The 26,883-nt window shown below is 71.5% G+C and carries 23 protein-coding genes and 1 pseudogene; 11 read left to right on the top strand and 13 right to left on the bottom strand.

What is annotated here, in order from left to right:
- Positions 1-208 precede the first annotated feature (208 nt).
- Together BX285_RS37425 and BX285_RS19980 are read right to left on the bottom strand one after the other, a co-directional pair.
- Complete coding sequence (locus BX285_RS37425) at positions 209-436, bottom strand: hypothetical protein (protein ID WP_183107116.1); 228 nt, start codon at positions 434-436, stop codon at positions 209-211.
- Positions 437-444: 8 nt separating this feature from the next.
- The gene (locus BX285_RS19980; protein ID WP_121176102.1) at positions 445-684 is read right to left on the bottom strand and encodes a hypothetical protein; all 240 of its coding nucleotides are present in this window, start codon (positions 682-684) and stop codon (positions 445-447) included.
- A gap of 185 nt (positions 685-869) precedes the next feature.
- Between BX285_RS19980 and BX285_RS19975 the strand changes: the two genes are divergently transcribed.
- Together BX285_RS19975 and BX285_RS19970 are read left to right on the top strand one after the other, a co-directional pair.
- Complete coding sequence (locus BX285_RS19975; protein ID WP_121176090.1) at positions 870-1,919, top strand: Scr1 family TA system antitoxin-like transcriptional regulator; 1,050 nt, start codon at positions 870-872, stop codon at positions 1,917-1,919.
- An 87-nt stretch (positions 1,920-2,006) separates the two neighbouring features.
- Positions 2,007-4,910, top strand: a complete 2,904-nt coding sequence (locus BX285_RS19970) for a BTAD domain-containing putative transcriptional regulator (RefSeq protein ID WP_259470735.1) — start codon at positions 2,007-2,009, stop codon at positions 4,908-4,910.
- Here BX285_RS19970 and BX285_RS19965 read toward each other — a convergent pair.
- The 4 genes from BX285_RS19965 to BX285_RS19950 form a co-directional block, all read right to left on the bottom strand.
- Positions 4,891-5,112: a hypothetical protein gene (locus tag BX285_RS19965; protein WP_121176085.1), complete on the bottom strand. Its 222-nt coding sequence runs from the start codon at positions 5,110-5,112 to the stop codon at positions 4,891-4,893. The genes BX285_RS19970 and BX285_RS19965 overlap by 20 nt on opposite strands.
- Positions 5,113-5,233: 121 nt before the next feature.
- Positions 5,234-5,632, bottom strand: coding sequence for a hypothetical protein (locus tag BX285_RS19960; RefSeq protein ID WP_218893134.1), 399 nt, complete (start codon positions 5,630-5,632; stop codon positions 5,234-5,236).
- Positions 5,633-6,031: 399 nt separating this feature from the next.
- Positions 6,032-7,033, bottom strand: coding sequence for a helix-turn-helix transcriptional regulator (locus BX285_RS19955; RefSeq protein ID WP_097239220.1), 1,002 nt, complete (start codon positions 7,031-7,033; stop codon positions 6,032-6,034).
- A 253-nt stretch (positions 7,034-7,286) separates the two neighbouring features.
- Positions 7,287-7,919 (bottom strand): helix-turn-helix domain-containing protein, encoded by a 633-nt coding sequence (locus BX285_RS19950; protein WP_097239219.1) that lies wholly within the window; start codon positions 7,917-7,919, stop codon positions 7,287-7,289.
- A gap of 112 nt (positions 7,920-8,031) precedes the next feature.
- Between BX285_RS19950 and BX285_RS19945 the strand changes: the two genes are divergently transcribed.
- A complete protein-coding gene (locus BX285_RS19945; RefSeq protein WP_259470594.1) occupies positions 8,032-9,477 on the top strand; it encodes an aminopeptidase P family protein in 1,446 nt (481 codons plus the stop codon).
- 226 nt (positions 9,478-9,703) lie between these two features.
- Here the strand turns inward: BX285_RS19945 and BX285_RS19940 are convergent, their stop codons facing one another.
- The 6 genes from BX285_RS19940 to paaK all read right to left on the bottom strand — a co-directional run bounded on the left by BX285_RS19940 (position 9,704) and on the right by paaK (position 15,854).
- On the bottom strand, positions 9,704-10,159 hold the full coding sequence (locus BX285_RS19940) for a GNAT family N-acetyltransferase (RefSeq protein WP_097239218.1): 456 nt from the start codon (positions 10,157-10,159) through the stop codon (positions 9,704-9,706).
- 83 nt (positions 10,160-10,242) lie between these two features.
- Positions 10,243-10,914 carry a methyltransferase gene (locus BX285_RS19935; RefSeq protein ID WP_097239217.1) on the bottom strand — a complete coding sequence of 224 codons (672 nt, stop codon included), beginning with the start codon at positions 10,912-10,914 and terminating at the stop codon, positions 10,243-10,245.
- A gap of 122 nt (positions 10,915-11,036) precedes the next feature.
- On the bottom strand, positions 11,037-12,305 hold the full coding sequence (locus tag BX285_RS19930) for a sugar ABC transporter permease (protein ID WP_097240441.1): 1,269 nt from the start codon (positions 12,303-12,305) through the stop codon (positions 11,037-11,039).
- Positions 12,306-12,376: 71 nt separating this feature from the next.
- Positions 12,377-13,156 (bottom strand): ATP-binding cassette domain-containing protein, encoded by a 780-nt coding sequence (locus BX285_RS19925; protein ID WP_373560535.1) that lies wholly within the window; start codon positions 13,154-13,156, stop codon positions 12,377-12,379.
- Positions 13,157-13,236: 80 nt separating this feature from the next.
- Positions 13,237-14,358, bottom strand: coding sequence for a sugar ABC transporter substrate-binding protein (locus BX285_RS19920; protein WP_097239215.1), 1,122 nt, complete (start codon positions 14,356-14,358; stop codon positions 13,237-13,239).
- A gap of 161 nt (positions 14,359-14,519) precedes the next feature.
- A complete protein-coding gene (gene paaK / locus BX285_RS19915) occupies positions 14,520-15,854 on the bottom strand; it encodes a phenylacetate--CoA ligase PaaK (RefSeq protein ID WP_121176082.1) in 1,335 nt (444 codons plus the stop codon).
- Positions 15,855-16,179: 325 nt separating this feature from the next.
- On the opposite strand from paaK, the gene BX285_RS19910 reads away from it, so the two are divergent.
- The gene (locus tag BX285_RS19910; RefSeq protein ID WP_121176079.1) at positions 16,180-17,727 is read left to right on the top strand and encodes a hypothetical protein; all 1,548 of its coding nucleotides are present in this window, start codon (positions 16,180-16,182) and stop codon (positions 17,725-17,727) included.
- A 341-nt stretch (positions 17,728-18,068) separates the two neighbouring features.
- Positions 18,069-19,232 (top strand): ROK family protein, encoded by a 1,164-nt coding sequence (locus tag BX285_RS19905; RefSeq protein WP_097239212.1) that lies wholly within the window; start codon positions 18,069-18,071, stop codon positions 19,230-19,232.
- Positions 19,233-19,383: 151 nt separating this feature from the next.
- On the opposite strand, the gene BX285_RS19900 is transcribed toward BX285_RS19905, so the two are convergent.
- Entirely contained in the window at positions 19,384-20,163 is a 780-nt protein-coding gene (locus BX285_RS19900) for a GntR family transcriptional regulator (RefSeq protein WP_121177698.1), read from the bottom strand.
- Positions 20,164-20,476: 313 nt separating this feature from the next.
- Here BX285_RS19900 and BX285_RS19895 point away from each other — a divergent pair, with 313 nt between their 5' ends.
- The 6 genes and pseudogenes from BX285_RS19895 (at position 20,477) to BX285_RS19875 (ending at position 26,841) form a co-directional block, all read left to right on the top strand.
- Complete coding sequence (locus tag BX285_RS19895; protein WP_121176077.1) at positions 20,477-21,280, top strand: exodeoxyribonuclease III; 804 nt, start codon at positions 20,477-20,479, stop codon at positions 21,278-21,280.
- A 284-nt stretch (positions 21,281-21,564) separates the two neighbouring features.
- Entirely contained in the window at positions 21,565-21,921 is a 357-nt protein-coding gene (locus BX285_RS38505) for a tyrosine-type recombinase/integrase (protein WP_257033152.1), read from the top strand.
- A 1,359-nt stretch (positions 21,922-23,280) separates the two neighbouring features.
- On the top strand, positions 23,281-23,757 hold the full coding sequence (locus tag BX285_RS19885; protein WP_097239209.1) for a DUF5994 family protein: 477 nt from the start codon (positions 23,281-23,283) through the stop codon (positions 23,755-23,757).
- Positions 23,758-24,019: 262 nt separating this feature from the next.
- Positions 24,020-24,188: pseudogene (locus BX285_RS19880) on the top strand (PRC-barrel domain-containing protein); the annotation flags it as partial.
- A 62-nt stretch (positions 24,189-24,250) separates the two neighbouring features.
- Positions 24,251-24,418, top strand: coding sequence for a DUF2207 domain-containing protein (locus BX285_RS36875; RefSeq protein WP_143685857.1), 168 nt, complete (start codon positions 24,251-24,253; stop codon positions 24,416-24,418).
- Between the two features lie 554 nt (positions 24,419-24,972).
- The gene (locus BX285_RS19875; protein WP_257033151.1) at positions 24,973-26,841 is read left to right on the top strand and encodes an APC family permease; all 1,869 of its coding nucleotides are present in this window, start codon (positions 24,973-24,975) and stop codon (positions 26,839-26,841) included.
- Positions 26,842-26,883 lie beyond the last annotated feature (42 nt).

The raw sequence follows: 26,883 nt of genomic DNA, 5'->3' as shown, positions 1-26,883 counted from the left end.
GCGGGCTTCGAGGTTCTCGAAGCCCGCGCTGGTGGCTAGGGCCGTGTCCTTATCCACCCTGCGGCGAGGGCGAATCCGCCCGTTGATGCGGTCAGGAAGATGAGGACGAAGGCGAGCGCCGTCGCGGAGGTGGGGACACCCTCGGGGATCGCGAGGAGGACGGCACCCGCGATCACGAGCCCCCCGACGACGATGACGCCGGCGCCGACTACGGCCGCATACCTCTGCGGAGGACGACGACCAGCCGCTCGATGACGTCCGGCCGGGCGGCCCCGAGGTCGATCAGGACGACGCCGGTGGCCTTCGCCGAGCGCCAGTCGATACCCAGGGAGGGGAGTTTGACGTCGGCGGCGCTCAGGACGGCCTGGAGGTCGTCGAGGATGTCCGCGGCGGTGCGACGGTCCTCGGCCGTCATTTTGTCGATCATGCTGCTCATGAGGCATCTCACAGTTCGGTGTTCGTGATCCAGCGCGGTTCGGTCTCCCACTCCACGCCGCCGGTGAGCGGCCGGAGGAAGGCGAACCCGTGCTGCCACCCCATGAAGGCGGCCCAGCACCCCGAGCGGACGTCGAAGACCCGCTCCCCGATGGTGGAGGGCCGGTAGGGGGAGGACGGCGGCGCCACCCTCCGGGCGGTCGGCGCCGCCGGGGCGATGGAATTGGCGCTCAGTCGCGCCTCGGGCACGGCATCCCCGCACTGCGGACACCGGCAGGGCGGGAAGTTCCGCCGCAAGATAAGGCTTTCGGGAGATTGTGCGTTCGTCATATCCACTGAATAGCTCCTCTCTGTTGAGATCCCCTCACCAAGAGTGGCCAGCCGTGGCTAGCATCGGAAGGAATTCACTTTGACAGCACGTTCTGTGGAATTGGGTGATCACCGTGCCCCAGCAGGAACTTGACCCCATCTCATCCCCCAACGCCGCCATCGGCGTCCAGCTTCGACGCTTCCGCATAGCACGGGGGCTCACGCAGGTTCAGCTCGGAAAGCTGATCAACTACAGCGACTCGCTCATCTCCATGATCGAGAACGGCGACCGTCCCGCTCCGCTGAACCTCCTCAGGCGGGCCGACAAGGTGCTCGACACCTGCGGAGCGCTTGAACTCCTGTACTGGAGCACGAAGAGCAGCACGCTGATCGGCGGATTCCCCGCCTACATCGAACACGAGACCAAAGCCTCGGCGTTCAAGATCTACGAGCTGAACGTCATTCCCGGGCTGCTCCAGACCCGGGGCTACGCCTCCGCGCTCATCAACGCCTCGGCCAGACGAGGTGAAGTCCCCGAAGACAAGGCCATCGAACGGCTGAATGTCCGGATGGCGCGGCAGGCCATGCTGTACCGAGAACCCGCTCCCTCAGTCCACATCGTCATGGAGGAGAGCTGCCTGCGGCCCGTTGGCGGCCCCTTCGTCATGGCCGAACAGCTTCGTCGGCTGGAGAGCGTGGCCGGCCTGCCGCACGTCATGCTGCAGATCGCCCCGTCCAGCCTCGGCGAAAACCTCCCCGCGAGCAAGGCGTTCACGCTCCTGACCGCCCCGGACGGGACATGGATGGCCTACCTGGAAACCCTCCAGCGGGGCTATGTCGAACGAGACGACAAGGACAAGATCCGCTCCCTGGCGGAGGCTTACGATTGGCTCCAGGCCCAAGCGCTGTCATGTGCGGACTCTCTGATGCTCATCCGCACCCGTCTCAAGGAGTTCCACGCCATGTTCCCCATCGCGACGGTGAAGCCCACCTCCTGGCTGAAGTCCTCGTACAGCGACGGCGGTGGCCAGTGCGTCGAGGTCGCGCCAGGACTCCCGGGTGTCCTTCCCGTCCGCGACAGCAAGGACCCCCACGGCCCGCAGCTCGCCTTTGGCACGGACGCCTGGCGGTCGTTCATCGCCGGAATCAAGGCCGACGAGTTCGGCACCGTCTGATCTGCTCATCTACCAACTAGGGGAGATTCCTTGCGATTACCCGATCGCCCGAATCCACTCAGCTTCTCCTTACTCGGCGCGCTGCGGGTGCAGCACGCCGACACTGCCATCGAACTGGGTGCGCCACGGCAGCGGGCCGTTCTGGCCGCTCTTCTCCTGCGGCCGAACTCGGTGGTCACAGTCGATGAGCTGATCGTCGACCTGTGGGGCGAGCAACCGCCCGGGTCTCCCACCGTCACCCTCCGCTCCTACATCTCCCAACTGCGCAAACTGCTGGAGCCCGCCCGCGAATCCCCCATCGTCCTGGTCTCCCAGGCGGGTGGCTACCGTCTTGCAATCGACCCCTCTCACGTGGACGTCTGGCAGGTCAAGCAGCTCCGCGAGCTCGCGGGCAGGCACTCCGTCGAGCAGCCTCAACAGGCTCGACATCACCTCCATGAAGCCCTCTCGCTCTGGAGCGGCGAACCGCTCCTCGGCCTGCCCGGGCCCCTCATGCAGCGCGAGCGCGACCGGCTCTCGGAACTCCGCCTCACCCTTCTCGAAGAACGCCTCGCCCTCGACGTCACCCTCGCCGCCCCCTCCGAACTCCTCCCCGAGCTGCAAGTCCTCGCCGCGGACCACCCCTTCCGGGAACGCCTCCAGGGCCTGCTCATCCGCGCCCTGCACCGCCAATCCCGCACTGACGAGGCCCGCGCCGTCTACGACGCCCTCCACACCCGCCTCGTCGAACACCTTGGCATCGAGCCCGGCCCCGAACTCGCCGCCCTGCGGGCCGAATTGGACGAGCAGGACCAACTCCCCCCAGAGCTCCCGCACTTCACCGGCCGACACGACCACGTCGCCCGCATCCACCAGGCCCTGACCGGCCAAACCCGCCCCGGCCTCAGCCTGGTGACCGTCACCGGCATGGCCGGAGTCGGAAAGACCACCCTCGCCGTGCAGGCCGCCCACACCCTGCGCCCGGACTTTCCCGACGGCCGTCTCCACGCGGACCTCCGCGGCGCCGACCTGGTGCCCGCCAGCCCGTCCGACATCCTCGCGGACTTCCTCACCACCCTCGGCGTGCGCCCCGAGGCCGTCCCCAAGGACCTCCCCGGCCGGTCCGCACTGTTCCGGACCACCACCGCCGACAAACGGCTGCTGCTCCTCCTCGACAACGCCCGCGACGACGCCCAGGTCCAGCCACTCCTCCCCGGCTCCCCCGACTGCGCGGTGCTCGTCACCAGCCGCACGATGCTCAGCAGCGTGCCGTCCGTCCTGCACCTCGCCCTGGACGTGTTCAGCAAGGACGAAGCGATCAGCCTGCTCGACTCGGTCATCGGCACGGCACGCCGGGCCGCCCAGAACGACCAGGCCGAGCTGCTGGTCGAGGCCTGCGGCCGGCTCCCGCTCGCGGTACGGATCGCCGCAGCCCAACTCGTCTCGGCGCCCCACCGACCGATCGGTGATCTCGTCCGGCGCCTGGCCGACGACCGCGTGGGCATCACCGCGCTGCGCACCCGGACCGTCGCCATCGAGCAGGTCTTCGAGCTCGGCTACCTGCTGCTCGAACCGCCCCTGGCCACCGCCTTCCGCAAACTCTCCTGGGTGGAGCCGGACATCGGCCTGGCGTCGGCGGCCGCCGTCCTGGGGCTGCCCGACGACCAGGCGGAGCGCCTGGCGGAGTCGCTGGTGGACCAGGCGCTCCTGGAGTCGACGGCCCCCGGCCGCTACCGCTTCCACGACCTGGTCCGCGCCTTCGCCCGCCGGACGTCGCTGCGGCGCGGCCCTGCCGAACGCGCCGCCGCTCGCCAACGCCTGCTGACCCTGCTGCTCGGCCGGGCCCGTACGGCCTTCGCCCTCGCCGTCCCCGGCGACCCGGTGGCCGAGGTCTTCGGCGGGGCGCTGCCTGCCCGCCCGGTCTTCAAGGATCTGCCGCACGCCCGCCGGTGGGCGCGAACCGATACCCCCGCAGCGATCGCCCTCGCGGCCGCCGTCGCCACGGACGCGAGAGCGAACGCGAACGCGCCCACCGCGCCGACGCCCGATACGGCTGAAGCGACCGAGACGGCCGAACTACGCTCCGCCATCGACCTCCTGATCGCCCTGAGCCCGCTCGGCCTCGGCGCCTTCGGCGGCCGCGCGGAGGAGGCGGCCCGGCTGCTGATCGCCGCCGCGGTCGAGCGCGGCGACCGTGCCGCGGAGGGCCGTTCCCGCTTCCTCCTGGGAACCGTTCTGCTGGCCCGGGCCCGGCTCGACGAGGCGGGCGACCAGGCCCGCAGGGCGGCACGGGCCTGCCAGGAGGCGGGCGACCGGGCCGTGCTCCGGCAGGCCCTGAACGACCTGGGCCTGATCGCCCAGGCCGAGGGGCGGCACGAGGAGGCGATCGCCGCCTTCGACGAGTCGGCGGCTCTCGCCCGCCGACTCGGCCACCGCTCGGGCGAGGTGGCGAGCACCGCGAACGCGGCCCTGTCCCGGATCCGCAGCGGCCACGCCGCCGAGGCGGCGGCCACCTGCCGGCGGCTCCTCGCCGAACCCGCAGACAACCCCACCGCCACCGCCGACGCCGGGATGACCGCGTACGTGCACTACGTCCTCGGCCTCGCCTACCAGGTGCTGGACCGGCTCGACGACGCCGCGGCGCAGCTGCGCTCCTGCATCGACCGCGCCGGCCCGGCCGGGGACCTGGACCGCGAGTCGGCTGCCCGGAGCCGGCTGGCGGACGTCCTGCGGCTGCTCGGACGGGTGGACGAGGCCGTGCAGCACGCGGAGCGGGCCCTGGCTCTCGCAACGAAGGGTGGGCGACAGCGCGAACGCGCCCTCGCCCACCTGGTGTTGGCCAACGCGATGACGGCCCGCGGTGATCACGCGGCCGCGCGGCAGCACGAGGAGCAGGCGCACCTGCTGCTCGGCCCGCAGAGCGCTGGGGAGTCCGCCGTCGCAACGCTGCTGCCGACCGCACCGACCGAGCCGGCCGCCACCGCCCGGCCCGTCACACCCCCTGAGGCTTGACGACGACGAGGCCGGTCCCGTTCCAGACGATCTTCCCGGACAGGCACTGCACGTCCTCCGACCCGCCGCAGACCTGGCTCGGCGGCGTGGTCGGCGTGCCGTGCCGCACGGGATCCCCCGTGCCCAGGGCGAAGGCGCCCACCCCCGCGGCCAGCACGGCCGCCCCGGCAACCACCGCGCGGACACCAAACGTTCGTAACACTGCTGACGCTCCTTGCTTTCCTGCCTGACCGGACGACCACATGCTCACAGCAGCCGGTAGACAGCCGATCAACACCCCGATCCCCCCGCTCCGACCCCTGCGGCGCCTCCCCTGCGGCGCCTCAGCGCCCTTCCCGGACCAGGAACGGCCCGGAATTCCACTGCAGGGCCGCCGGCCCGCCGGTGGGCCAGTCGTGGTCCAGGCGGCGGCGGTCCCGGCCGAGGGCGCCGAGGTCCAGGGGGTGGAGGGCGCCGGTGACCAGGCCGGTGGCCTCGGCGGCGGTGAGCGGCATGACCGTCACGTACTGGGCGTCGTCGCCGCCCATCCAGTCGATGAACTCGGTGAAGATCCAGACGAACCGCTGCGAGCAGTCCCGGCAGCGCCGGACGGCGACGGAGAAGTGCGAGCCGTCCACGACCTCGGCCTCGTGCTCGAACCGCTCCCGCTGCCCCCGCCACACGGCCTGCGCGTCCTCTCCGTAACACTTCGCGCAGCCGAACTCCATCATCGGCCTTCTCATCGGTCGACTCCTGTTCCGCCTGTTCCGCGACGTCCCGTCGCGGCCCATGATGCCCGGAGATGCCGACACCGGCGCCGAGTATCGGCGTTGCGCCGGTCACCCGCCGGGCGGTGTCCCGGTCCGCCGAGAGATGACCGACCCGCCGTTCCCGCCCTGCCACCGACCGGCGCCGCCCGCCCACGGAACGCCCGTACGCAGGTGGAACCCGGTACCGGGCCCGCCGACGCCCCGCTTCTCCCGGATCCCGGGCACCCCGACCTTCGCCGTCGCGGCGCCCGATCGGGCGGCGCCCCCGCCGGAGAACAATTCACGGCCCGTTTTCGTACCGTTCGTGCACAGGGGTGGGTGGGATCGGCGGAGGCAGGTTGACGGACGGACCCGCCGACGCCCCACCGGCCGTTACGCGACGGTCAGCGAGGGCTCCGGGTTGTCCAGCAGGAGGTCGTGGCCGACGTCGGTGAGGGTGTGGCGGACCTGCTTGCCCTGGCGCCTCGTGACGATCAGCCCGGCTGCGCGCAGGGCGGCGGCGTGGGCGGAGGCGGAGGGCGGGGTGACGCCGAGCTGCCGGGCGAGTTCGGTGGTGGAGCAGGGGCCGCCCGCGATGGTGCGCAGGACGCGGGCCCGGGCGGGGCCGAGGACGGCGGCGAGGCCGTCGGCGACCGGCGGCCGGGCGGGTGGCTCGGCGGCGGGGGCGGCGAGCGGGTGCAGCAGCAGGCTCTGGCGGTCCGGCCCGGCCAGCAGGCTGATGCCCTGCTGGACGAAGTAGTTGGGCCGCAGCTCCAGCCCTCGGCCGCCCAGCTCGAAGGAGCCCTCCAGCTCGCCGAGGGTGCACTCCAGCACCCCCTCCTCCCGCCAAACCGCCTTCGGGTGGATCGAGTCGAGCATCGCGCCGATCCCGGCGCGGGCGACGGTGCGGGCCCGCTCGGCGATGTCGGCCTCCAGGGCGCGGCGGATGTCGGGCCAGTCGGGGGCGAGGCAGGTGCGGAACAGTGCCCAGGCGCCGTCGCTGACCTCGCGCAGGCCCCGGGTGCCGTCATCGCGCAACCGGGCGAGGGCGGTGGGGAGTTCGGGCTCGCTGCCGAACATCGCGACGTCCTCCTCGACGGCCCGCTGCGGGACGGCGAGGAGCGCGTCGAGCTCGTCGGTCAGCTGCCGGCGGACGGCGTCGAGGTCGGCCACCATGAAGTCGGGGACGCCGATCGGACTCGCGTTGACCACGTCGAGGAAGCGCCTGGCCTGGTGGGGCACGTGCCGACGGGCATCCCGCCACCAGCGCTCGCTGCGCGACCCGACGCTCTGGTGCACGCCCACCCGGGCCGAACCGGCCATCAGGTGGTCGAGCGGCGAGATGACGAACCGGGTCTTCGCCAGGTCCGCGACCCCGAACCTCAGTGCGATCACGAACCTACCTCCGGCTCCTCACAGCCGCCCTGACCTGGCGCGTTCTTGACTATTAGGCCCAGAGGCTAATGCATGGCCATTCGGCCGCCGCGGTTGGCATGCTCTCCCGGGTCGGCAGTGCGGACGCCCGCTCCGGCCCCCACCACGAGGGGAGTGGGGGCCGGAGCAGGTGTCCGGAGCGCGCCGCGCGAGCCGGCACGGCGGGCGTCCATTCGGTATACCGAACGACTCTCCGAATGCCGAACGGCTCCGCTCAGTGCTCCTGGTCCAGTACGGACCGCCCGGCAGCCGGGGACCCCGCCGGGTCGGTGAGGTGCAGGCGCTGGTCGGCGCGGTACTGCAGGAGCAGGACGGAGCGGACCGTCCCGCCGCCCAGGGCCGTGTACGAGTGCGGCAGGGCGGCGTCGAAGCCGATGTAGTCGCCCGGGCCGAGCTCGACCTCGCGGCGGCCCGCCCGGACCCGCAGCCGGCCGGACTGGACGATGGTGTGCTCGGTGCCGATGTGCCCGCCGGAGATCTGGGTGCCGTCAGTGCGCACCTGCTGGTCGTAGACCTCGAACACCGCGTCCCCGGACTCGATCCGGCGCAGGGGCCGCAGGTCGACGCCGCGGCCGCTCAGCACCTCGGCCTCGGCCGCCCGCACCACCGTCACCTCGTCGGCCGGCCGCGCCTCCACCAGGTCGGAGATCGGCACGCCGAGCACCCGGGAGAGGCCGAGCACGGTCTCCAGGGTCGGGTTGCCGGCGCCGGACTCCAGCTGGGAGAGCGTCGCCTTGCCGATCCCGGCCCGCCGGGACAGTTCGGACAGCGACAGCCCGAGCTGCGCCCGGACCCGCTTCAGGTTGGCGGCGAGGACGCCCCGGACGGATTCACCGGCATCGTTCACGCTCGACCTCTTCTCTCCCGACACTGTTCGATATACCGTACGGTACGCACGCCGACGGACGGGGCAGCGTAACGAACCACCTCGCCTCCCCCACCCTCACCAGGAGACCGAAGTGACCGAGCCCGCCGAGCCCACCGCCACCATCAAGTACCGGAAGAACGGCCTCACTCGCGGCGTGACGGACGAACTCGCCGCGCACATGAAGCAGGGCTGGGCCGACACCGAGCGCACCGCCCTGGAGCCGATCCCGCAGGCCGGGCACACCGCCCGCCGCCGGGCCGAGCTGTCCGCCGCCTTCCCCGGCGAGCTGCTGGTGATCCCGGCCGGCAATCCCAAGGTGCGGGCCAACGACACCGACTACCCGTTCCGGCCCTCCTCCGACTACGTCTACCTGACCGGCGACCAGTCCCAGGACGCCGTCCTGGTGCTGGAGCCCGCCGGCGCGAGCGGCCACACCGCCGTGCTGTACCTGCGCAACCGCTCCGACATCGAGAGCGGCGAGTTCTGGCTGGACGGCCACGGCGAGCTGTGGGACGGCCGCCGCAACAGCCTCACCGAGAGCGAGCAGCTGCTCGGCCTGCCCTGCCGGGACGTTCGCACCATCCACGCCGACCTGCGCGCGGGCGAAGGCCCGGTGCGGGTGCTGCGCCGCCACGACGCAGCTGTGGAGCAGTCCCTCGAAAGTCGGGCGGAGGCCGGGCGGGACGAGGAGTTCGAGGTCTTCCTGTCCGGACTGCGCCTGGTGAAGGACGAGTTCGAGATCGCCGAGCTGCGCTTCGCCTGCGACGCCACTGCCCGCGGCTTCGAGGACGTGGTGCGGGTGCTCGGCACCGACTCCGAGACGCCGGAGCGGCTGATCGAGGGCACCTTCTTCGTCCGGGCCCGGATCGAGGGCAACGACGTGGGCTACGGCACCATCGCCGCGGCCGGCCCGCACGCCACCACCCTGCACTGGGTGCGCAACAACGGCCACGCCAAGCCCGGCGACCTGTTGCTGCTGGACGCGGGCGTGGAGACCAACGAGCTCTACACCGCCGACATCACCCGCACCCTCCCGGTCAGCGGCCGCTTCACCGCTCTCCAGCGCAAGGTCTACGACGCCGTGTTCGCCGCCCAGGAGGCCGGCATCGCCGCCGTCCGGCCGGGCGCCGACTTCCGCGACTTCCACCACGCCGCCCAGCGCGAGCTCGCCGAACACCTCACCGCCTGGGGCCTGTTCGGCGACCTGACCGCCGACAAGGTGTACGAGCTGGGCCTGCACCGCCGCTTCACCCTGGCCGGAACCGGCCACATGCTGGGCATCGACGTCCACGACTGCGCCCACTCCCTCACCGAGCTGCACGTGGACGGCCCGCTGAAGCCGGGCATGGTGCTGACCGTCGAGCCGGGCATCTACTTCCAGCCGAACGACCTGACGGTGCCGGAGGAGTACCGCGGCATCGGCGTGCGGATCGAGGACGACATCCTGGTCACCGAGGACGGCAACGAGAACCTGTCCGCCGCCCTCCCCCGCCGCTCCGACGAGGTCGAGGCCTGGCTGGCCGACCTGCGCGGCTGACCACCCGACCAAGGATGCGGCACCCGGGGACACTGCCCCGGGTGCCGCACCGACGTGGCGGACGGGGACCTGGACACCGCCTACCGGAATTCTTCGACTCCTTGAAGGGCAACCGCCCGAAGACGGGCGCACCCCGGCTCAAGTCCCGCAAGGACACCCGGCAGGCGATCCGGTTCACCGCCAACGCGCGCTGGAAGATCACGCGCCGGGACCGGGACCGGCAGGCTCAGGCGGGCAGCGGCTTGACCCAACGGCTCCACTGCGGCTGCGGCTCGTACCCGGCGGACTGCCAGGTGCGGTGGCCCAGCGCGTTGTCGTCCAGCACCATGGCGTCGGCGCGGCGGCCGCCGAGCGCGGCGAAGCGCTCCTCGGCGGCGGCCAGCAGGGCGGCGCCGATGCCGCGGCGGCGGTGCCCGGGGTCGACGGCGAGGCGGTAGAGGTGGCAGCGCCAGCCGTCCCAGCCGGCGATCACGGTGCCGAGCAGAGCCGTCGGATCATCCGCCGGGGTGGCGACGATCAGGCACTCCGGGTCGCGGGCGAGCAGGGCGGCGACGCCCGCCTCGTCGTCCGTGATGCTGGTGCCCTTGGCGGCCCGGGCCCAGAGGGCGAGCAGGGCAGGGATCTCCTCGGGGGTGGCGGGGCGCAGGGCGAGCTGGTCGGTCGGGGCTGTCTGGTCGGTCATGCCCGCCTGTCTAGCAGTCGCCGCCAGGCCGCCGCCGGGAATTCCGCCCCGTGAACGAGCCCGGCCCCGAACAAGCCCCGTCGTCAGCCGAGGCGCCACACCGTGGTGGTCTTGATAGCGGTGTCCTCCAGGTCGGCGACGACCGGCACCTGGTACGCCGCCAGTGCCGTGAACCGGTCCCGGGGCAGGTAGGCCCGGCCCGGGTCTCCGACGATGACGGTGGCGCCGCGCGCGGCGGCCCGCTCCAGGAAGGGCAGGAAACGGGCGGCCATGGCCCGTTCGTAGAAGACGTCGCCCGCGAGCACGACCTCGGCCGGGGCGCCGTCCCCGTCCACCAGGTCCACCAGGGAGCCCTCCACCCGGACCCCGTTGGCCTCGGCGTTGAGGCCGATCGCGGTGACCGCGTAGGGGTCGATCTCGGCCGCGCGCACGGACGCCGCCCCGCGCAGCGCGGCGGCCACCCCGACCAGTCCGGAGCCGGCCGCGATGTCCAACACCGCACGGCCCGCCACCAGTTCGGGGTGGTCCAGCACGTAGCGGGTGACGGCCACCCCGCCCGCCCAGGCGAAGGCCCAGAACGGCGGCGCCAGCCCGATCTCGCCGCGCATCCGCTCCGTGGCCTCCCACAGGGCGATGGCGTCCTCGGCCATGTGCAGGCTGATCTCGGGGACGAAGGGGACGGGCGTCAGCTCGGTCTCGCGCCGGATGAAGGCGAGGTCCTCGGCCGGTTGAAGAGTGCGCAGCTCGTTCGGCATGCCCGCAGCATAGGGCCAGGTGGGGCGTGTTCGGATCCGCCGTAGGGCCGGGTGGGGCGTGCCGGCGCCCGCCCGGCGGCCATCCGGTGTGCTCACGCCCGCCCGGCGGCCGTCCGGTGCACTCAGGCCCGTCCGGCGGCCTTCTGGGTGCGCCGGGCCAGCGAGTCGACCACGACGGCGGCGAGCAGCACCGCGCCGGTGATCATGAACTGGATGGCGTTGCTCAGCCCCTCGATGTTCATCCCGGACTGGATGGAGCCGATCACCAGCGCGCCGAGCAGCGCCGACCAGGTCTTGCCGCGCCCGCCGAACAGGCTGGTGCCACCGATGACGGCCGCCGCGATGGCGTTCATCAGCAGGTTGCCGCCGCCGGAGGTCTGGCTGGCGGACTGGATCTGCGCGGCCAGGAAGAGGCCGCCGACCGCCGCCATGGTGGAGCAGATGGTGAAGACGCTGATCCGGATCCAGGACAGGTTGATGCCGGCGCGCCGGGCGCCCTCGATGTTGCCGCCGAGCGCGAACACCTGCCGGCCGTACGAGGTGCGGCGCAGCACGAAGTCCAGCACGACGATGAAGATCAGGAAGATCAGCAGCGCGAGCGGCAGCCCCTTGTACTGGTTGAGCGTGTAGGCGGCCAGGAAGGCGACGATCGCCAGCAGCACGGTGCGCACCACGATGTCGGTGACCGGCCTGGACGGGACGCCCGCGGCCTGGCGCCGGCGGGCGTCGACCAGGGATGCGAGCAGGAACAGCAGGACACCGACGGCGGCCGCCCCGTAGGCGGCGATCTGCTGGCCGTAGATGGTGCTGTAGAGCCTGGACACGATGTCCTTGCCGGAGAGGTTCACGGTGCCGCTGGCGCCGAGGATCTGCAGCATCAGACCGTTCCAGCCGAGGTTACCGGCGAGGGTGACGACGAAGGCCGGGACGCCGACCTTGGCGAAGAAGATGCCCTGGATCGCGCCGACGATCGCGCCACCGACGATCGCGGTGATCAGCGCGACCCACTCGTTGACGCCGTTGGTCACGTTCAGCACCGCGTAGATCGCCGCGCACAGGCCGCTGACCGAGCCGACCGAGAGGTCGATCTCGCCAAGCAGCAGCACGAAGACCACGCCGATCGCGATCATGCCGGTGCCGACGATCTGCTGGGACAGGTTGGAGAGGTTCTGCGCGGACAGGAAGCTGCTGTTGAGGCTGCCGAACACCGCCCAGATCACGATCAGGGCCAGCACCACGGGCAGCGAGCCCAGTTCGCCGCTGCGCATCCGGCGGCGGAACTCGCCCAGGTAGCCCTTGATGCCCTCCTGGCGGACGATCAGCCGGGGGTCGACCGCGGGCGTGGCCTCGGGGGCCACCGGGACGGGGGCATTGACGCCGCCGGTGGGCATGCTGTCCTCGGGCAGCCGGGTGTGGGGGCGCTCGGGTTCGCCGCCGGGGGCGCTCCCGGGGGTGTGGTCGCTCACGGGGAACCCTCCTGGCCACGGGCCTTCCGGCGGGTCACGGCGTTGTCCGTGGCCCCGGTGATGGCCGAGATGATCTCTTCCTGGTTGGTGTAGCGCTTGTCGAAGACGCCGTTGTTGCGCCCGAGGCGCAGCACCGCGATGGTGTCGGCGACGGCCATCACGTCCGCCATGTTGTGGCTGATCAGGAGCACCCCGTGGTCCTGATCGCGCAGCCGCTCGACCAGGTCGAGCACCTGGGCGGTCTGCTCGACGCCCAGGGCCGCGGTCGGTTCGTCCAGCATCACGATCTTGGGCGAGCCGATCAGCGCGCGGGCGATCGCGACGACCTGGCGCTGGCCGCCGGAGAGCGAGGCGACCGGGATCCGCACGCTGGGGATGCGGATGGAGAGGGTGTCCAGCAGCGCCCGGGAGCGCTTCTCCATGGCGACCTCGTCGAGGATGGTGAAGCGCCGGATCTCGCGGCCGAGGAAGAGGTTCCCGACCACGTCGAGGTTGTCGCAGAGTGCGAGGTCCTGGTAGACGGTGGCGATGCCCAACTGCTGGGCCTCCTGCGGCCGGTGGATGGTCACCGGCCTGCCCTGCCACTCGATGACGCCGTCGTCGGGCTGGTGCACCCCGGCGATCGACTTGACCAGGGTCGACTTGCCGGCGCCGTTGTCGCCGACCAGGGCCACCACCTCGCCCGCGTGCACCTCCAGTTCGATGTCGGTGAGCGCCTGGACGGCGCCGAACCGTTTGGAGACCCCTCGCAGGGCCAGTACGGTCTCGCCTGCCACGGTGACCAACTCCCTTGCCCCGCCTCGGTCGTGGAGGCGGGGCCTGTTCGGGTTGAGAGGGGGTTGAGAGGGGGCGCCGGCTATTCGAGGCCGGCGGCCTTGCACGCGTCGGCGAAGTCCGGCGTGCAGATCTGGGCGACGGTGTAGAGGCCGTCCTTGACCACCGTGTCCTTGACGTTGTTCTTGTCGACCACGATCGGGGTGATCAGGTTGGCCGGCACCTTGTGGCCGCTCCCGTTGGTCACCGTCGTCGGCGCAAGGCTGGAGTCGAGGGGCTTGCCGCCGGCGAGCGCGACGGCCATCCTGGCGGCGACGTCGGTCTCCGGCTTGAACGGCTTGTAGATCGTCATGGTCTGGGTGCCGGCCAGGATCCGCTGGATGGCGTCGAGTTGGGCGTCCTGGCCGGTGAGCGGGACGCTCAGGCCGGCGGCCTTCAGCGCGGTGGCGATGCCCGCGGCCATGCCGTCGTTGGCGGAGTAGACGCCGACCACGTTGTTCGCGCCGATCGCGGTGATGGCCGCCGAGGCTTCCTGGTTGGCGTTGTTCGGATCCCAGTTCGGGGTGTCGTACTCCTTGCCGATCTTCAGCTTCCCGTCGATCGCGCTGTGCGCACCGGCCTTGAAGTCGGCCGCGTTCGGGTCGGTGGGCGAGCCGTTGATCATGATGATCGAGCCGGCGTTCGCCTTGTCGCCCACCGCCGCCACCAGAGCCTTGCCCTGCAGCTCACCGACCTTGTGGTTGTCGAAGGACACGTAGGCGTCGGCCGGGCCCTGGGCGAGCCGGTCGTAGGCCAGCACCTTGACGCCCGCGTCGTGGGCCTTCTGGACGGAGGACTGGATCGACTTGGCATCCACCGCGTCCAGGATCAGCACCTTGTCGCCCTTGGTGAGGGCGGTGTCCACCTGGGTCTGCTGGAGCGTCGCGTCCTGGTTGGCGTTGTAGTAGTCGATCTGCGCCTGCGGCGCCAGCTCCTTGATCCGCTGCTCGATCAACGGCCGGTCGAACTGCTCGTAGCGGGTGGTCTTGCTCTCCGGCAGCAGCAGACCGATCCGGACGGCTCCCACGGAGGCGCCGCCGCTAGCGTTCGCACTGCCCGAGGAACCGCCGCCGGACGACTGCTTGGCGCTGCCGCACGAAGCCGCGCCCAGACCCAGGGAAACCACGGCGGTGACCGCGAGGACGCGGCGTAGCCCGATGCTCATGAGGAAGCCTCTCCGGTTGAGTCCACCCCCTTGCCCTCCGAGTCTGGGAAGGATCGGCCGCGCCCACGATCCCGGTGAGCCGAACGGGTAGGAGGAATGACCGGAGCGGGCGCCTGCCCCACTCGTCCGACAGCGGGTCAGCCGCCCTCCTCGCGCAGCGGTCAGCCGCGCTCGTCCACCACCCGCTTGATCTTCCCGACCGAGCGCTCCAGGGTGTACGGGTCGACCACCTCGGCCGTGACCGTCACCCCGATCCCGTCCTTCACCGCCCGGACGATCGCCGCCCGCGCCGCCTCCCGGCGCTGCGCGGAGGCCTCCGGCCGGGCCTCGACCCGGACGGCCATCCGGTCCAGCCGCCCCTCCCGGGTGAGCCGCAGCTGGAAGTGCGGCGCGACGTCCGGGGTGCGCAGCAGGATCTCCTCGATCTGGGTCGGGAAGAGGTTCACCCCGCGCAGGATGATCATGTCGTCGCTGCGCCCGGTGACCTTCTCCATCCGCCGGAAGGCCGGCCGGGCGGTGCCGGGCAGCAGGCGGCTGAGGTCGCGGGTGCGGTAGCGGACGATCGGCAGCGCCTCCTTGGTGAGCGAGGTGAAGACCAGTTCGCCGCCCTCGCCGTCGGGGAGCACCTCGTCGCCGAGGGGGTCGACGACCTCCGGGTAGAAGTGGTCCTCCCAGATGTGAAGCCCGTCCTTGGTCTCCACGCACTCCTGCGCGATGCCCGGGCCGACGACCTCGGAGAGGCCGTAGATGTCGACGGCGTGCAGGTCGAGGCGGTCCTCGATCTCGCGCCGCATCTCCTCCGTCCAGGGCTCGGCGCCGAAGATGCCCACCTGGAGCGAGGTGGTGCGCGGGTCGATGCTCTGCTTCTCGAACTCGTCCAGCAGGGTGAGCAGGTAGGACGGGGTGACCATGATGATCTCGGGCTCGAAGTCCAGGATCAGCTGCACCTGCCGGGCCGTCATGCCGCCGGAGGCGGGGATGACGGTGCAGCCGGCCCGCTCGGCGCCGTAGTGCGCGCCCAGGCCGCCGGTGAACAGCCCGTAGCCGTAGGCGATGTGCACCTTGTGGCCGGGCCGGCCGCCGGCCGCGCGGATCGAGCGGGCGACGACGTCGGCCCACATGGAGAGGTCGTTGTCGGTGTAGCCGACCACGGTCGGGCGGCCGGTGGTGCCGCTGGAGGCGTGGATCCGGCGGACCTGCTCCATCGGGACGGCGAACATGCCGAAGGGGTAGGCCTCGCGCAGGTCGGCCTTGGTGGTGAAGGGGAAGCGGGCGAGGTCCGCGAGCGTGCGGCAGTCCTCGGGGCGGACGCCGGCCGCGTCGAACTTGCGGCGGTAGAGCTCGACGTTGTCGTAGGCGTGCCGCAGGGTGGCCCGCAGCCGGGTGAGCTGGTGGGCGCGCAGCTCGTCCGGGCCCATCCGCTCGCCGGCGTCCAGGAGCGCGGGCGGGATCGGCTCCCCGAGGTGCCGGGGCGGGACGGGTGCGGTGCCGGTCATCGTCGCTCCTTCGCTGCTCGGCCGTTCCGGAGCCGCCTGCGGTCGGCCGTTCCGGAGTGCCTGCGGTGGGCCGTTCCGGAGCACCTACCGATCGTTCGGTCAGGCGCACTCAGGCCCAAGTAATCCAGGACCCGTACCGAGTGTCAAGGGATCGCGCAGCAGTTCCGGAATGCGAAGTTCCGACACCTTCGCGCCGACTTCGTCCCACCCGTTTGGCTGGCCGATATGAAAATCATTACAGAATTTTGACCCGGGGGCGGCCTCCCCCGACCCGACCGCATGGTTCAGTAGTTCGGTTTCTCCCCCGCACTCGAAAGTGAAAACCGTGCCCACGACTCCCGCCCTGGTCAGCGCGCTGCGCGAGCTCGGCGACCGGCCCGCCGTCGTCGCCGACGGGCGCGCGATCAGCGGCATCGGCCTGCTGCTCGGCGTCTCCCCGCCCGGCGGCCTCCCGCGAGCACTCGCCGAACGCGTCGCCCAGCACGCCGCCCTCGCCCCCTCCGCCGCCCGAGCCGCCGAACAGCGGCTGCGCTACTGGGCCGGCGTCCTCGGCCCGCCGCCGATCCGGCACACCGTGCTGCACCCCGTCACCGAGCTCGCCGTCGAACTCGCCCTCGCCACCCTGCTCGCCGGCGGCACCGTCCACTGCGGCGACCCCGACCAGCAGCCCGACCGGCAGCTCGCCGCCGTCGCCGCCCACGGCACCACCCACCTCAGCCTGCCCTCCGCCCTGCTCTGGCGCCTCAGCCGGCAGCCCGACCTCGCCGGCCACGACCTCGGCGCGCTGCGCCTCGTCCTGCACGTCGGCCCCGAACCCCGGCAGGAGGACGTGTACGCCGCCGTCGACGCGCTCGGCGCCGTCCTCGCCCACGTCCGCGCCCCGGACAGCAACGCCGAAACCGCCGACCGCCGACTGCGCGCCGCCGCCGACGCCGCCACGGCCGCCGCCTGGAAGCACAGCATCGGCATCACCGCCGACCAGGTCCACGACTTCGGCACCCACCTCGACCGGGCCGTCCTCCGCGCCCTGCTGCACGCCCTCCAGCAGCGCGGCGTCCTCACCGACCCCGAACGCGGACACTCCGAGGCCGAGATCCTGGCCACCGCCATGGTCGCCCCCGCCCAGCGCCCCCGGGTCAGCCGCTGGCTGGACGCGCTCGCCCGGCACGGCCTGATCACCCGCCACGACGGCGGCGCCCAGGGCCCGCTCCACGCCGGCGGGCCCGAACTCGGCGCCGCCGAAGCCCGCGACGCCTGGCGCCCCGCCGTCGAGGCCTGGGCCGACGGCCTCGGCCCGGCCGCCCCGCTCGACCGGGTACGGCGCGGCGCGCTGCAGCTGCCCCGGCTGATCACCGGTGAGGCGACGCCCCACCCCGCCTCCGCCCCGGTCCGCTGGTACGCCGCCCGCGGCTACCTCGGCGCCGCCCTCGGCACCCTGGTCCGCGCCACCGCCGAGGCCCACACCGGGCCGGCGCCGCTGCGCGTCCTCGAACTCGACCCGGAGGGCGCCGACACCACCGTCAGCCGGGCCCTCGCCGCTCGGCCCCGCCCCAACGCCGAACACCACCCCTCCCCCGACGGCGGGCGCTACGACCTCGTCGTCGCCGCCGCTACCCGGCCGCCGCAGGAGGAGTCCGCGGCGCTCGTCCCGCTGCTCGCCCCCGGCGGCCGGCTGCTGTTGCTCGCGCCGACGGCCGAACAGCTCGACCTGCTGATCACCGGGCCCGCCCGGCCTCAGCACTGCGCCCGTCCGGAGGAGCAGTGGCGGGCCGCCCTCACCGCGGCGGGCTGCCCGACCGTCCTGGCCCTGCCTGAGGACGGGCACCCGATGGGGCTGCTGGGGCAGCGGCTGTTCGCGGCCCGGGTGGACTGAGCGCCGGTCGGCGCTTCCGGGGGTCGGCGCGGTGGGCCGGGTCCGTGTCCGGCCCCGGCCCGGTATCGGTCCCGGGGCATCCGTGGACGTGCGGTGAATCCCGGGTCACGCACGGCCACCCGGTCCGTACCATTTCGATACCGAAGCCTGGATGAGCTGCGAGGATCCTCGCCGCCCGGGCCCGCCCACGGGTAGGCTCCGCTTGTCCTCCGGCCCTCGCGCAGGCGGCCCCCGCCGCCCGTGCCGCGTTCCGGGGACACACCCCCGCGGGCCATTCGGTGGGCACCGCGCACTCGACACCGCGCGCCAGGGCAGTCGCGCGAACGGCGAAGGGCATCGCATTGGCGGATCGGCTCACCGGAGGAGACTCCTCGCTGCTGCGGCGGATCAACGCGGCGGTCACGCTCCGGGCGCTGCGGGACGGCCACGCCGTGACCCTCACCCAACTCGTCGGCGAGACCGGGCTCTCCCGCCCGACCGTCGAGGGCGTGATCGAGGGCCTGGTCGAGACCGGTCTGGTCGCCGAGGTCGAGCAGCCCCGGGAGGACGGCCAGCCGGGGCCCGGCCGCCGCGGCCGCCCGGCACGCTGGTTCCGCTTCCGCGCCGAGGCCGGGCACATCCTCGGCATCGAGATCGGCGTGCACGACATCCGGGTCATCCTGGCCGACCTCACCGGCGAGGTGGTGGGCAGTCACTTCAAGCCGGTGGACGAGACCCTGGAGGCCGAGGACCGGCTCACCGCCGTCCGCACCGCCGTCGCCGAGGTGCTGAGGAAGGCCGGCATCTCCCGCGACAACCTCTGGGCCGTCGGCATCGGCACCCCCGGCATCGTGGACCGCGAAGGCACCATCCGGCTCGGCACCGCGATGCCCGGCTGGACCGGCCTCGACCTCGGCGCCCGGCTGCGGCGCTCCTTCCGCTGCCCGGTCCTGATCGAGAACGACGCCAACCTGGCCGCCATCGCCGAACACTGGCAGGGCTCGGCCGTCGGCGCCGACGACGTCGTCTTCGTGATGGCCGGCCTCAGCCCGGGCGCCGGCTCCCTCATCAACGGCCGGCTGCACCGCGGTTACGGCGGTGCAGCCGGCGAGATCGGCGCCCTCCACCTGCTCGGCCAGGAGGTCACCCCCGAACGCCTGCTGTCCACCACCGGCAAGCCGCTCAACCCGCTGGACGAGGCCGCCGTCGCCCGCGTCCTGCGGCTGGCCCGGGAGGGCGACGAGGTCGCCAAGGTCGCCATGGACCGCTTCCTCACCCGCCTCGTCCAGGGCGTCGCCGCGCTCGTCCTGGCCATCGACCCGCAGCTGGTGGTCATCGGCGGCTGGGCGGCCGGCCTCGGCGGGGTCCTGGACCCGCTGCGCGAACGCCTCGCCCAGTTCACGCTGCGCGCCCCCGAAGTCGCCCTGGCGGCACTGGGGTCGGAGGTGGTGGCGATGGGCGCCCTGCGGGTGGCCCTGGACCACGTCGAGGACCAGCTCTTCGCGGTGGACCCGCCCCGGGCCTGAGCCCCTTCTCCGTCCCCCTCGCGGCTCCGACGACGAAGGCCCGGACGCCACTCGGGCGTCCGGGCCTCGTCCTGAGGGTTTCCGGGGGTGGTTTCCGGCGGGTGGTTTCCGGCGGGTGGTTTCCGGCGGGTGGTTCTTTCCCGCAGGTGGTTCAGGAGGCGCGGACCTCGGTGGTCGCGGCGGTCGCGGTGACCGGGGTGACCTCCACCAGGCCGGCCTCGCCGAAGGTCAGCTTGCAGGTGTCCGCGCGGTAGGTGGAGACGGCGAGCGCCACCAGGCGGCCGGCGGCGGCGTACTGAGTGGTCATGACCAGGACCGGGGAGCCGGGCGGGCGCTCCAGGAGGGCGGCCTCCTCGGCCTCGGCGACGCCGAGCTCGACCGAGCGCGACTCACCGTCCACCTCCAGGCGCTCCAGCTGGCGCAGCACCGAGCGGGCGCGGTCGCTCTCGGCGCGGAACCCGGGCAGGTGCGGCAGCGCGGCAGCGGGGACGTGCAGCGACTCGGTGGCCATCGCGCGTCCCTCCACCAGACGGACCCGGCGGACGGTGTGCACGGTGGCGCCCTCGGCGATGCCGAGGCCCTTCGCCAGCTGCGCGGAGGCCGGGGCGGTGGTGCAGTCGACCGTGCGCCAGGCCTGGCTGCGGGCGGTGCCGGGCCAGCCCTCCTCCTGCCGGTTGACCGGGACGCCGACCCGTGGGGCGGCGATCAGGGTGCCGATCCCCCGGCGGCGCACCAGGCGGCCCTCCAGCTCCAGCTGGTCGAGCGCCTGCCGCAGCGTCGCCCGGGCGACACCGAAGCGGGCGGCCAGCTCACGCTCGTTGGGCAGGACCTGACCGATGGAGAACTCCGAGTCGATGGCCCGCAGCAGCACGGTGCGCAGGTGCCAGTACTTCGGCTCCGGCACCGCAGAAAGCTGTCCTGTCGTCCCCACCGCGTCCTCCACCTGTTGTTCTGTCCGCCCTGCGACCAGGAGGGCGGATCCCGGGGCCCGCTGTCCGCTGTTGCGGCAGGTGGGAGAGCGAGCCTTTATCCGTCCTTCTTTATTAAAGGTCCTTGCAGTAAGCGACCCTAGGGGCTCCCTCCGGAGATGGTCAAGACCAATGGCGCGGCCTGATGCGACCGCCGCACATATTCATGCCGCGTTCACGACAGCTCGTGTCAGCCACTGTCAACACCTGCCACCGGTCGACCCGCACCGCGCGTCACGATTCGGGTCGGGTACGGCCAGTCGGTAGGCTGCCCGAGTGATCGTGGTGACGAGTGTGAACGTGAACGGAATCCGGGCCGCAGCCAGGAAGGGCTTCGTCGAATGGCTGGCCGGCACCGAGGCGGACGTGATCTGCCTCCAGGAGGTGCGCTCCGAACCCGAGCAACTGCCCGTCGAACTGCGTGACCTGGACGGCTGGCACGCGGTCTGGGCCCCCTCCGTCACCAAGGGCCGGGCCGGCGTCGCCATCCTGTCCCGGGCGGAGCCGCAACGCACCGCGATCGGATTCGGATCCGAGGAATTCGACAATTCGGGCAGGTACGTCGAAATCGACCTGCCCGGACTGACCATCGCCAGCCTCTACCTCCCCTCCGGCGAAGTCGGCACCGAGCGCCAGGACGAAAAGGAACGCTTCATGGCGGAATTCCTCGTCCACCTCGACGCCCTGCGCACCCGCGCCGCCGCCGACGGCCGAGAGGTCGTCGTCTGCGGCGACTGGAACATCGCCCACCGCCCCGAGGACCTCAAGAACTGGAAGTCCAACCAGAAGTCCGCCGGCTTCCTCCCCGAAGAACGCGCCTGGCTCTCCCGCGTCTACGACGAGGCCGGCTACGTCGACGTCGTCCGCACCCTCCACCCCGACCGCACCGGCCCCTACACCTGGTGGTCCTACCGCGGCCGCGCCTTCGACAACGACTCGGGCTGGAGGATCGACCTAGTTGTCTCTACTAGAAACCTCGCTGAGAAATGCGTCGAGGCCTACGTCGAACGAGCAGCTTCCCACGCCGAACGCTGGTCAGACCACGCGCCCGTCACAGCGGTATTCGATCTGCACAACTAGTCCGCAGAGAGGGGTAGTTCAACAGAATCAAGAGGCGGCCCCGACGCGGGGCATTCCACACGTCGGGGCTGCCTCTCGGCAGCAAATACGCCAGCGGCGAAGGAAGTCGCACGGCACTCCCGGAGTGGATTTTTCAACAAAGCGATTTACGTGACCCTGCTTCCACAAGCGAAGCACCCGTCCGCCCCAGATCAGCTCCCCCGACGATCCAGATCCGAACATCCCTCTAGATATGGCCACCGCCCGCAACCCCTTGACCCCCAGTCAGGAAGGGCTCCCTATTCCTGCCCTCCCCGGCGTCACCCGGATCAGGCTGCCCCCAGCTCCACCGCCCTGCTGCGACAGGATCAGCGGCGAAGGTCTCTCACCTCCACTCGAACCACCGCGCCTCACGGCGCACCCACGACCTGCGCCACACCGCGGCCAGCATCATGATCGCCGCCGACATCCCCGTCGCCGTCGTCTCCAAGACGATGCGCCACTCCACCCTCGCCATCACCATCAACCTCTACGGCCACCTCCTCAAGGACTCCGCCGGCGAAGCCGTCAAGGCGCTCTCCGCCGCCCTCGACCACGCGGACGCCCAGGCAGCCCGCCAGACGGACCCCGCCGTCGGTCGCAACTTCGGACAGGCGGCGTGAGCAGGGCGGGACCCACCAGTGCGCCGGGCAGCGTAGACATGAGCTGCCCGGCGGTGTCTGGGGCACGGGATCGACCGATCTCCCGTCGTCTACCAGGTCAGGGGCAGTTGCACGGGGATTCCGGAGGTCGTCTCCACTCGCGCGACCAGGTCGGTCGGGATCGGCACATCGAGCCGTACTGCGGCCGGTGTGTAGAGGTCCGTCTCGATCTCAGGTGTCGTGAGGGACACGAGGAGGTCGTAGGAGGCTGACTGGCCGACGCGGTCGGATCTGTTGCGGGACTTCCACCAACCACCGGTCGGGTAGACCGCCAGGGCTCCGCGGTCGGCGAGTCCGGCCGCGGTGCCGCGCCAGATGTCGGCGGGCAGGGAGCCGCGGTTGCGGTTCTCGGAGCCGACGAGCCAGGCCTTGTCACCCTCGAACTTTCCGGGGTGGTCATTCCGTCGTCCTCGGCCTGTGCGTCCTTCCCGATCCGTGTTTCGAAGTCGGCCAGGTTCTCCACGCCCTTGATCGCGAACCGCAGCCGGTGGGACGCGTAGGTGTGCTGGCCGAGGACGCCCTGCCGGCCGGGATGCCCGCAGAGCAGTCGCCACCGGACGCCGGTAAAGGCGGTCCTCCACCGAACCATGACACGCGGCCCCGCCGCAGAAAAAGGCCGTTCCCCGCATTCCTGCGGGGAACGGCCTTCCGGCCTGCATGAGCGTAGCGCCGACCGGGGCAGCAGGATCTGAATCTGCACCCCCCTGACCCCCATTCACCCTGTGATCTTTCCCGCCGAAAAGGCGGACATTTTTTCGATCACGGGTCGCAGAGCCAGGGATCCTGCCTCAGTGATCTGCATATTCGCCTCCTCGCGATCGTCCTACCGGTAACTTCTCCCGGCACTTTCGAGGATACTCCTTACTGCGAGAATTCGATCCCACCATGCACATAAGTTAATTTTTGAAAATTCCTCCGCGTGGCGTTTGACCAGAAATTCCACTCGAGAGATTTCCTGCGCCTCGCCTCACAGTCGCAGGATCCACCCTGGCCGAGGTGTCGCGAAGTGCCGGTGAGTCGTACGCCGATCCGCGTGGGCCCAGGCGATGAAGTCGGCCGACGGAGAGGACCGCTACGGGCAGACCGGGGTGCGTGGCGGAGTTCGAGACGAAGGTCGACCAGCGGCGACCCATCGATGCTCACCCCGCCCATCGACCACCCTGCTCACCCCGCCCATCGACCACCTCTGCTCACCCCGGAGGGCGGGGCTGCGGCCGGAGTACGGTGGAAGAGCGCACCGTCCACGAGCTGCAGACTTCTGCGTCGTCCTGGCGGTAGCACGAGGCCGTCCACGAACGAGCCCGAGGCAGGTGTCTCGACATGACCGCGACCCCCGATCCCACCGCCACCCAGCCACCTGGGCCGGGGCCGACGGTCCGCCTGTCACTGACACCCGAGGGCGCCACGCGCGGCCGGCTGGACGGAGCATGGTGGCCGCGCTCGCACGATCTCCTGCGCGAGCTGCCCCCGCTGGCGGCAGCACTGGACCCCACGTGGGGGAAGGTCACCCGTGTCACCGTGAATCCGACGCACTGGCCGGTCATCCCCCGACGCGTCCAGGTCGCAGGCCACGTCATCCACGTCGGGTGGTTCGAACAGGAGCAGGACGCGGACGAGGTGATCGTGTGCTCCTTCACCCCTCTACGCCTGGAGCTCCTGGTGATTCCCCCGGAGGCCGAAGCCTCCGCCGCCGAGTGGCTGATGACAGCGGCGTCCGACCCGGCCAACACGCGCACCGGCACCGACCTCCTGACAGCCGCGGGCGCGCCGACCGCAGACCCGCGGGCAGACGGGTGACTCCGTTCACCAACGGACACACCACACCGACCATCGTCGGCCCCGGCCCTCCTCCCCCGGCCGGCTGCGGGCTGCTCCGGCTACTTGCGTGACCACTCGGTCCTGGCCTGGGGCTCGCCGACCGTGTGCTGCCCCTCCCGGACCCGGACCCTGATCGCCGACCGGTGGCCGTACCGAGTCGCCCTGCCGGCACACCGGGCAGATGGCGGCGGCACACGCCGGAGGGAGAATGGGAAGTACCCACCGACATCGGAGGTTGCCGATGTTCGAAGCGGCTGACATCCGGGAATGGCGCGGCCCTCGACGCGGTGGATGCCGACCGCCACAAGATCGGCACGCTGGAACCCGTCTACGTCGACACCGCGACGGATCGGCCGGCGCTCGCCACCGTCACGGTCGGGCTGCCCACACGCCGCCGCCTGGTCTTTGTTCACGAGCGGTGACCGCCGCCTGGCACTCCGATACCCGCGCACGCATCGAAGGAGCCCGAACGATGGCACTGGTCCTGTTCCTGATCATCCTGGCGATCGTGCTCGGCATCGTCGGCGTGGCCATCCACGGCCTGATCTACCTGCTGTTCATCGGCATTGCCGTACTGATCATCGCCGTGGCCATTTCCGCTGTCCGGTTCCGGCACGGCGGCCGCTCCTCCAACCGCTGAGACCCGCCGGTAGTCCGCCAGTACGGGGGACCGCTTCGCAGTAGGTGCCTGCGACACGCCGAGTCGGGGCCGCCGGTCGGAACCGGGTGAGGCGAGCGAGGCACGGCCCTGCGCTCCGAGCACGAGACAGCCTGCGTGCGCCTTGCCCCCGGCAGGGGACGCCATGCGTAACACTGTGTGCCGTGTCGGATACGAGTCGAGGCGGCGAGGGCGGCGCACCGAGCCCCGACGCCCTGCTTTCGGCGCTCGGTGCGGAGCAGCTCGGGGTGTTGCGCCGGGTGGGGCTTGAGTGGGGTCGGGTTGCCGGGGATCCGCAGGCATGGCGGCATGCGCTGCCGGTGGATCCGGATCTCGGTCGTTATCCCGCTCCTTCGGAGATCCTGCCGGTCCGCTTCGGTCGTTTCGTGCGGGTCGCCGCGGTTGGCGGAGGACCGCCTGCGGTTGAGGCGACCAGCGAGGACACACGGACTTCCCGGCTCGGCCGGGTCGGTACCGGGGTGCGACACGTGGTGCTCGGGGCTCCGCTGAGGAGCACCGCGATCGCGCATGAGCGGATGCGCAAGCTGGTGGCGTTGCCGGTGCTTTCCGCCGACGCGCTCTCCTCGGTCGCGTACGGGCCCGAGGCGATGCTCGGCGTCCTCGTCCTGGCTGGTGCTGCGGGTTTGCGGTACTCGGTGCCGATCGCCGTGACGATCGTCTTCCTGATGCTCGCGGTCGGGGTGTCGTACCGTCAGACGATCCGGGCGTATCCGCACGGCGGCGGTTCGTACATCGTCGCCACCGCCAACCTCGGCCGCGTTCCCGGGTTGGCGGCCGCTGCCGGACTGATGACCGACTACATTCTCACGGTCGCGGTCTCGATCGCCTCCGGCATGGCGGCGATCACCTCGGCGATCCCCTCCCTCCAAGGCGACGTCGTGCCGATCGGCGTCGCCGTGATCGCCGTGCTGCTCGCCGGGAACCTCCGCGGTGTGCGGCAGGCGGGTGCACTGTTCGCCGCGCCGACCTACGCCTTCGTGATCGCGCTTCTGGCACTCGTCACCGTGGGTCTGTCCGACGCGGTCGGCCGCGGTTTCCACCCGGCGGCGACACCACAGCTGACCGCGACCGAGGGCGTCAGCCTGCTTCTGGTCCTGCGTGCCTTCGCCTCGGGTTCGACGGCGATGACAGGCATCGAGGCGATCTCCAACGCGGTGCCGGCCTTCCAGCCGACCGAGTGGCGCAATGCCCGCACGACACTGACCTGGATGGTCGGCCTGCTCGTCGCACTGTTCGCCGGCACGGTCACACTCGTCCACCTCGACGGCATCGTCCCGAACTCACGGGAGACGGTCCTGTCGCAGCTCGCCCATCGCACCTTCGGCTCGGGCTTCGGCTACGTGTTCACCCAGGCCTCCACCGCCGCGATCCTGCTCCTCGCGGCCAACACCGCCTACAACGACTTCCCCCGCGTCCTGTTCCTGCTGGCCCGTGACAGCCAGGCACCGAGGATCTTCTTGCGACTGGGCGACCGTCTGGCCTTCAGCAACGGGATCATCCTGCTCTCGGTCGCCGCGGCCGCCATCTACGCGGCGTTCGGCGGCAAGACCGGCCCTCTGATCCCGCTCTATGCCGTCGGCGTCTTCCTCGCCTTCACTCTGTCGCAGACCGGCATGGTCGTTCACTGGTGGCGCCTGCGCGACCGCCACTGGCGCAAGAGCCTCGCCTTCAACGCCACCGGCGCCCTGCTCTCGGCGGTCGTCCTCATCACCGCCGGCATCACCAAGTTCACCGAGGGCGCCTGGTTCGCCGTGCTCACGGTGGGACTGTTCGTCCTGGTCACGACACGCATCCGGCACCACTACGACACGGTCGGCGCGGCGACCGCCCTGCATCCGCATGCCGTCGAAGTCCCCAGCCGTACGGTCACACCGCCGAGTTCGGAGGAGCGCACGGCACGAGGCACCGCACGGACACCCGGCACCGCGCCCGGAGCAACGTTCGAGACCACGGCTGAAGCCGAGAGCGAGGAGACTCCCGAGGAGATCCACCCCCTGTCGATCGTGCCGATCGCCACCCTGGACCAGGCCGGCATGCGGGCCCTCGCCTACGCCGCCTCGCTCCAGCAGCCGGTCCTCGCGCTCCACATCAGCTCCAGCGCGGACGAGGCCCAACGCTTCCGCGCGTACTGGAACCTGTGGGGCGACCACCTACCCCTGAAGATCGTCCTCTCCCCCTATCGCGCGATCGTCGCACCGCTGGTCAACTACATCGAGTCGCTGCACCACCAGCGCCCGGACCTCACCTTGACCGTCATCCTCCCGGAGATCGTCGTACGGCACTGGCGCCACCGCCTCCTGCACAACCGTCTCGCGGCCAGGCTACGGAGAGCGCTGCGCCCCCTGCCGAAGGTCGTCGTCACGACCGTCCCGTTCCACGTGTAGCACAGCGGCGGCGCCGAGCACCCGAGGTGTCAAAACGGGGCG

The organism is Streptomyces sp. 1114.5 (assembly GCF_003635085.1).
GTDB lineage: Bacteria > Actinomycetota > Actinomycetes > Streptomycetales > Streptomycetaceae > Kitasatospora.
Note: the sequence above shows the minus strand (reverse complement) of the source record. Positions and strands in the feature narration are given on the sequence as shown.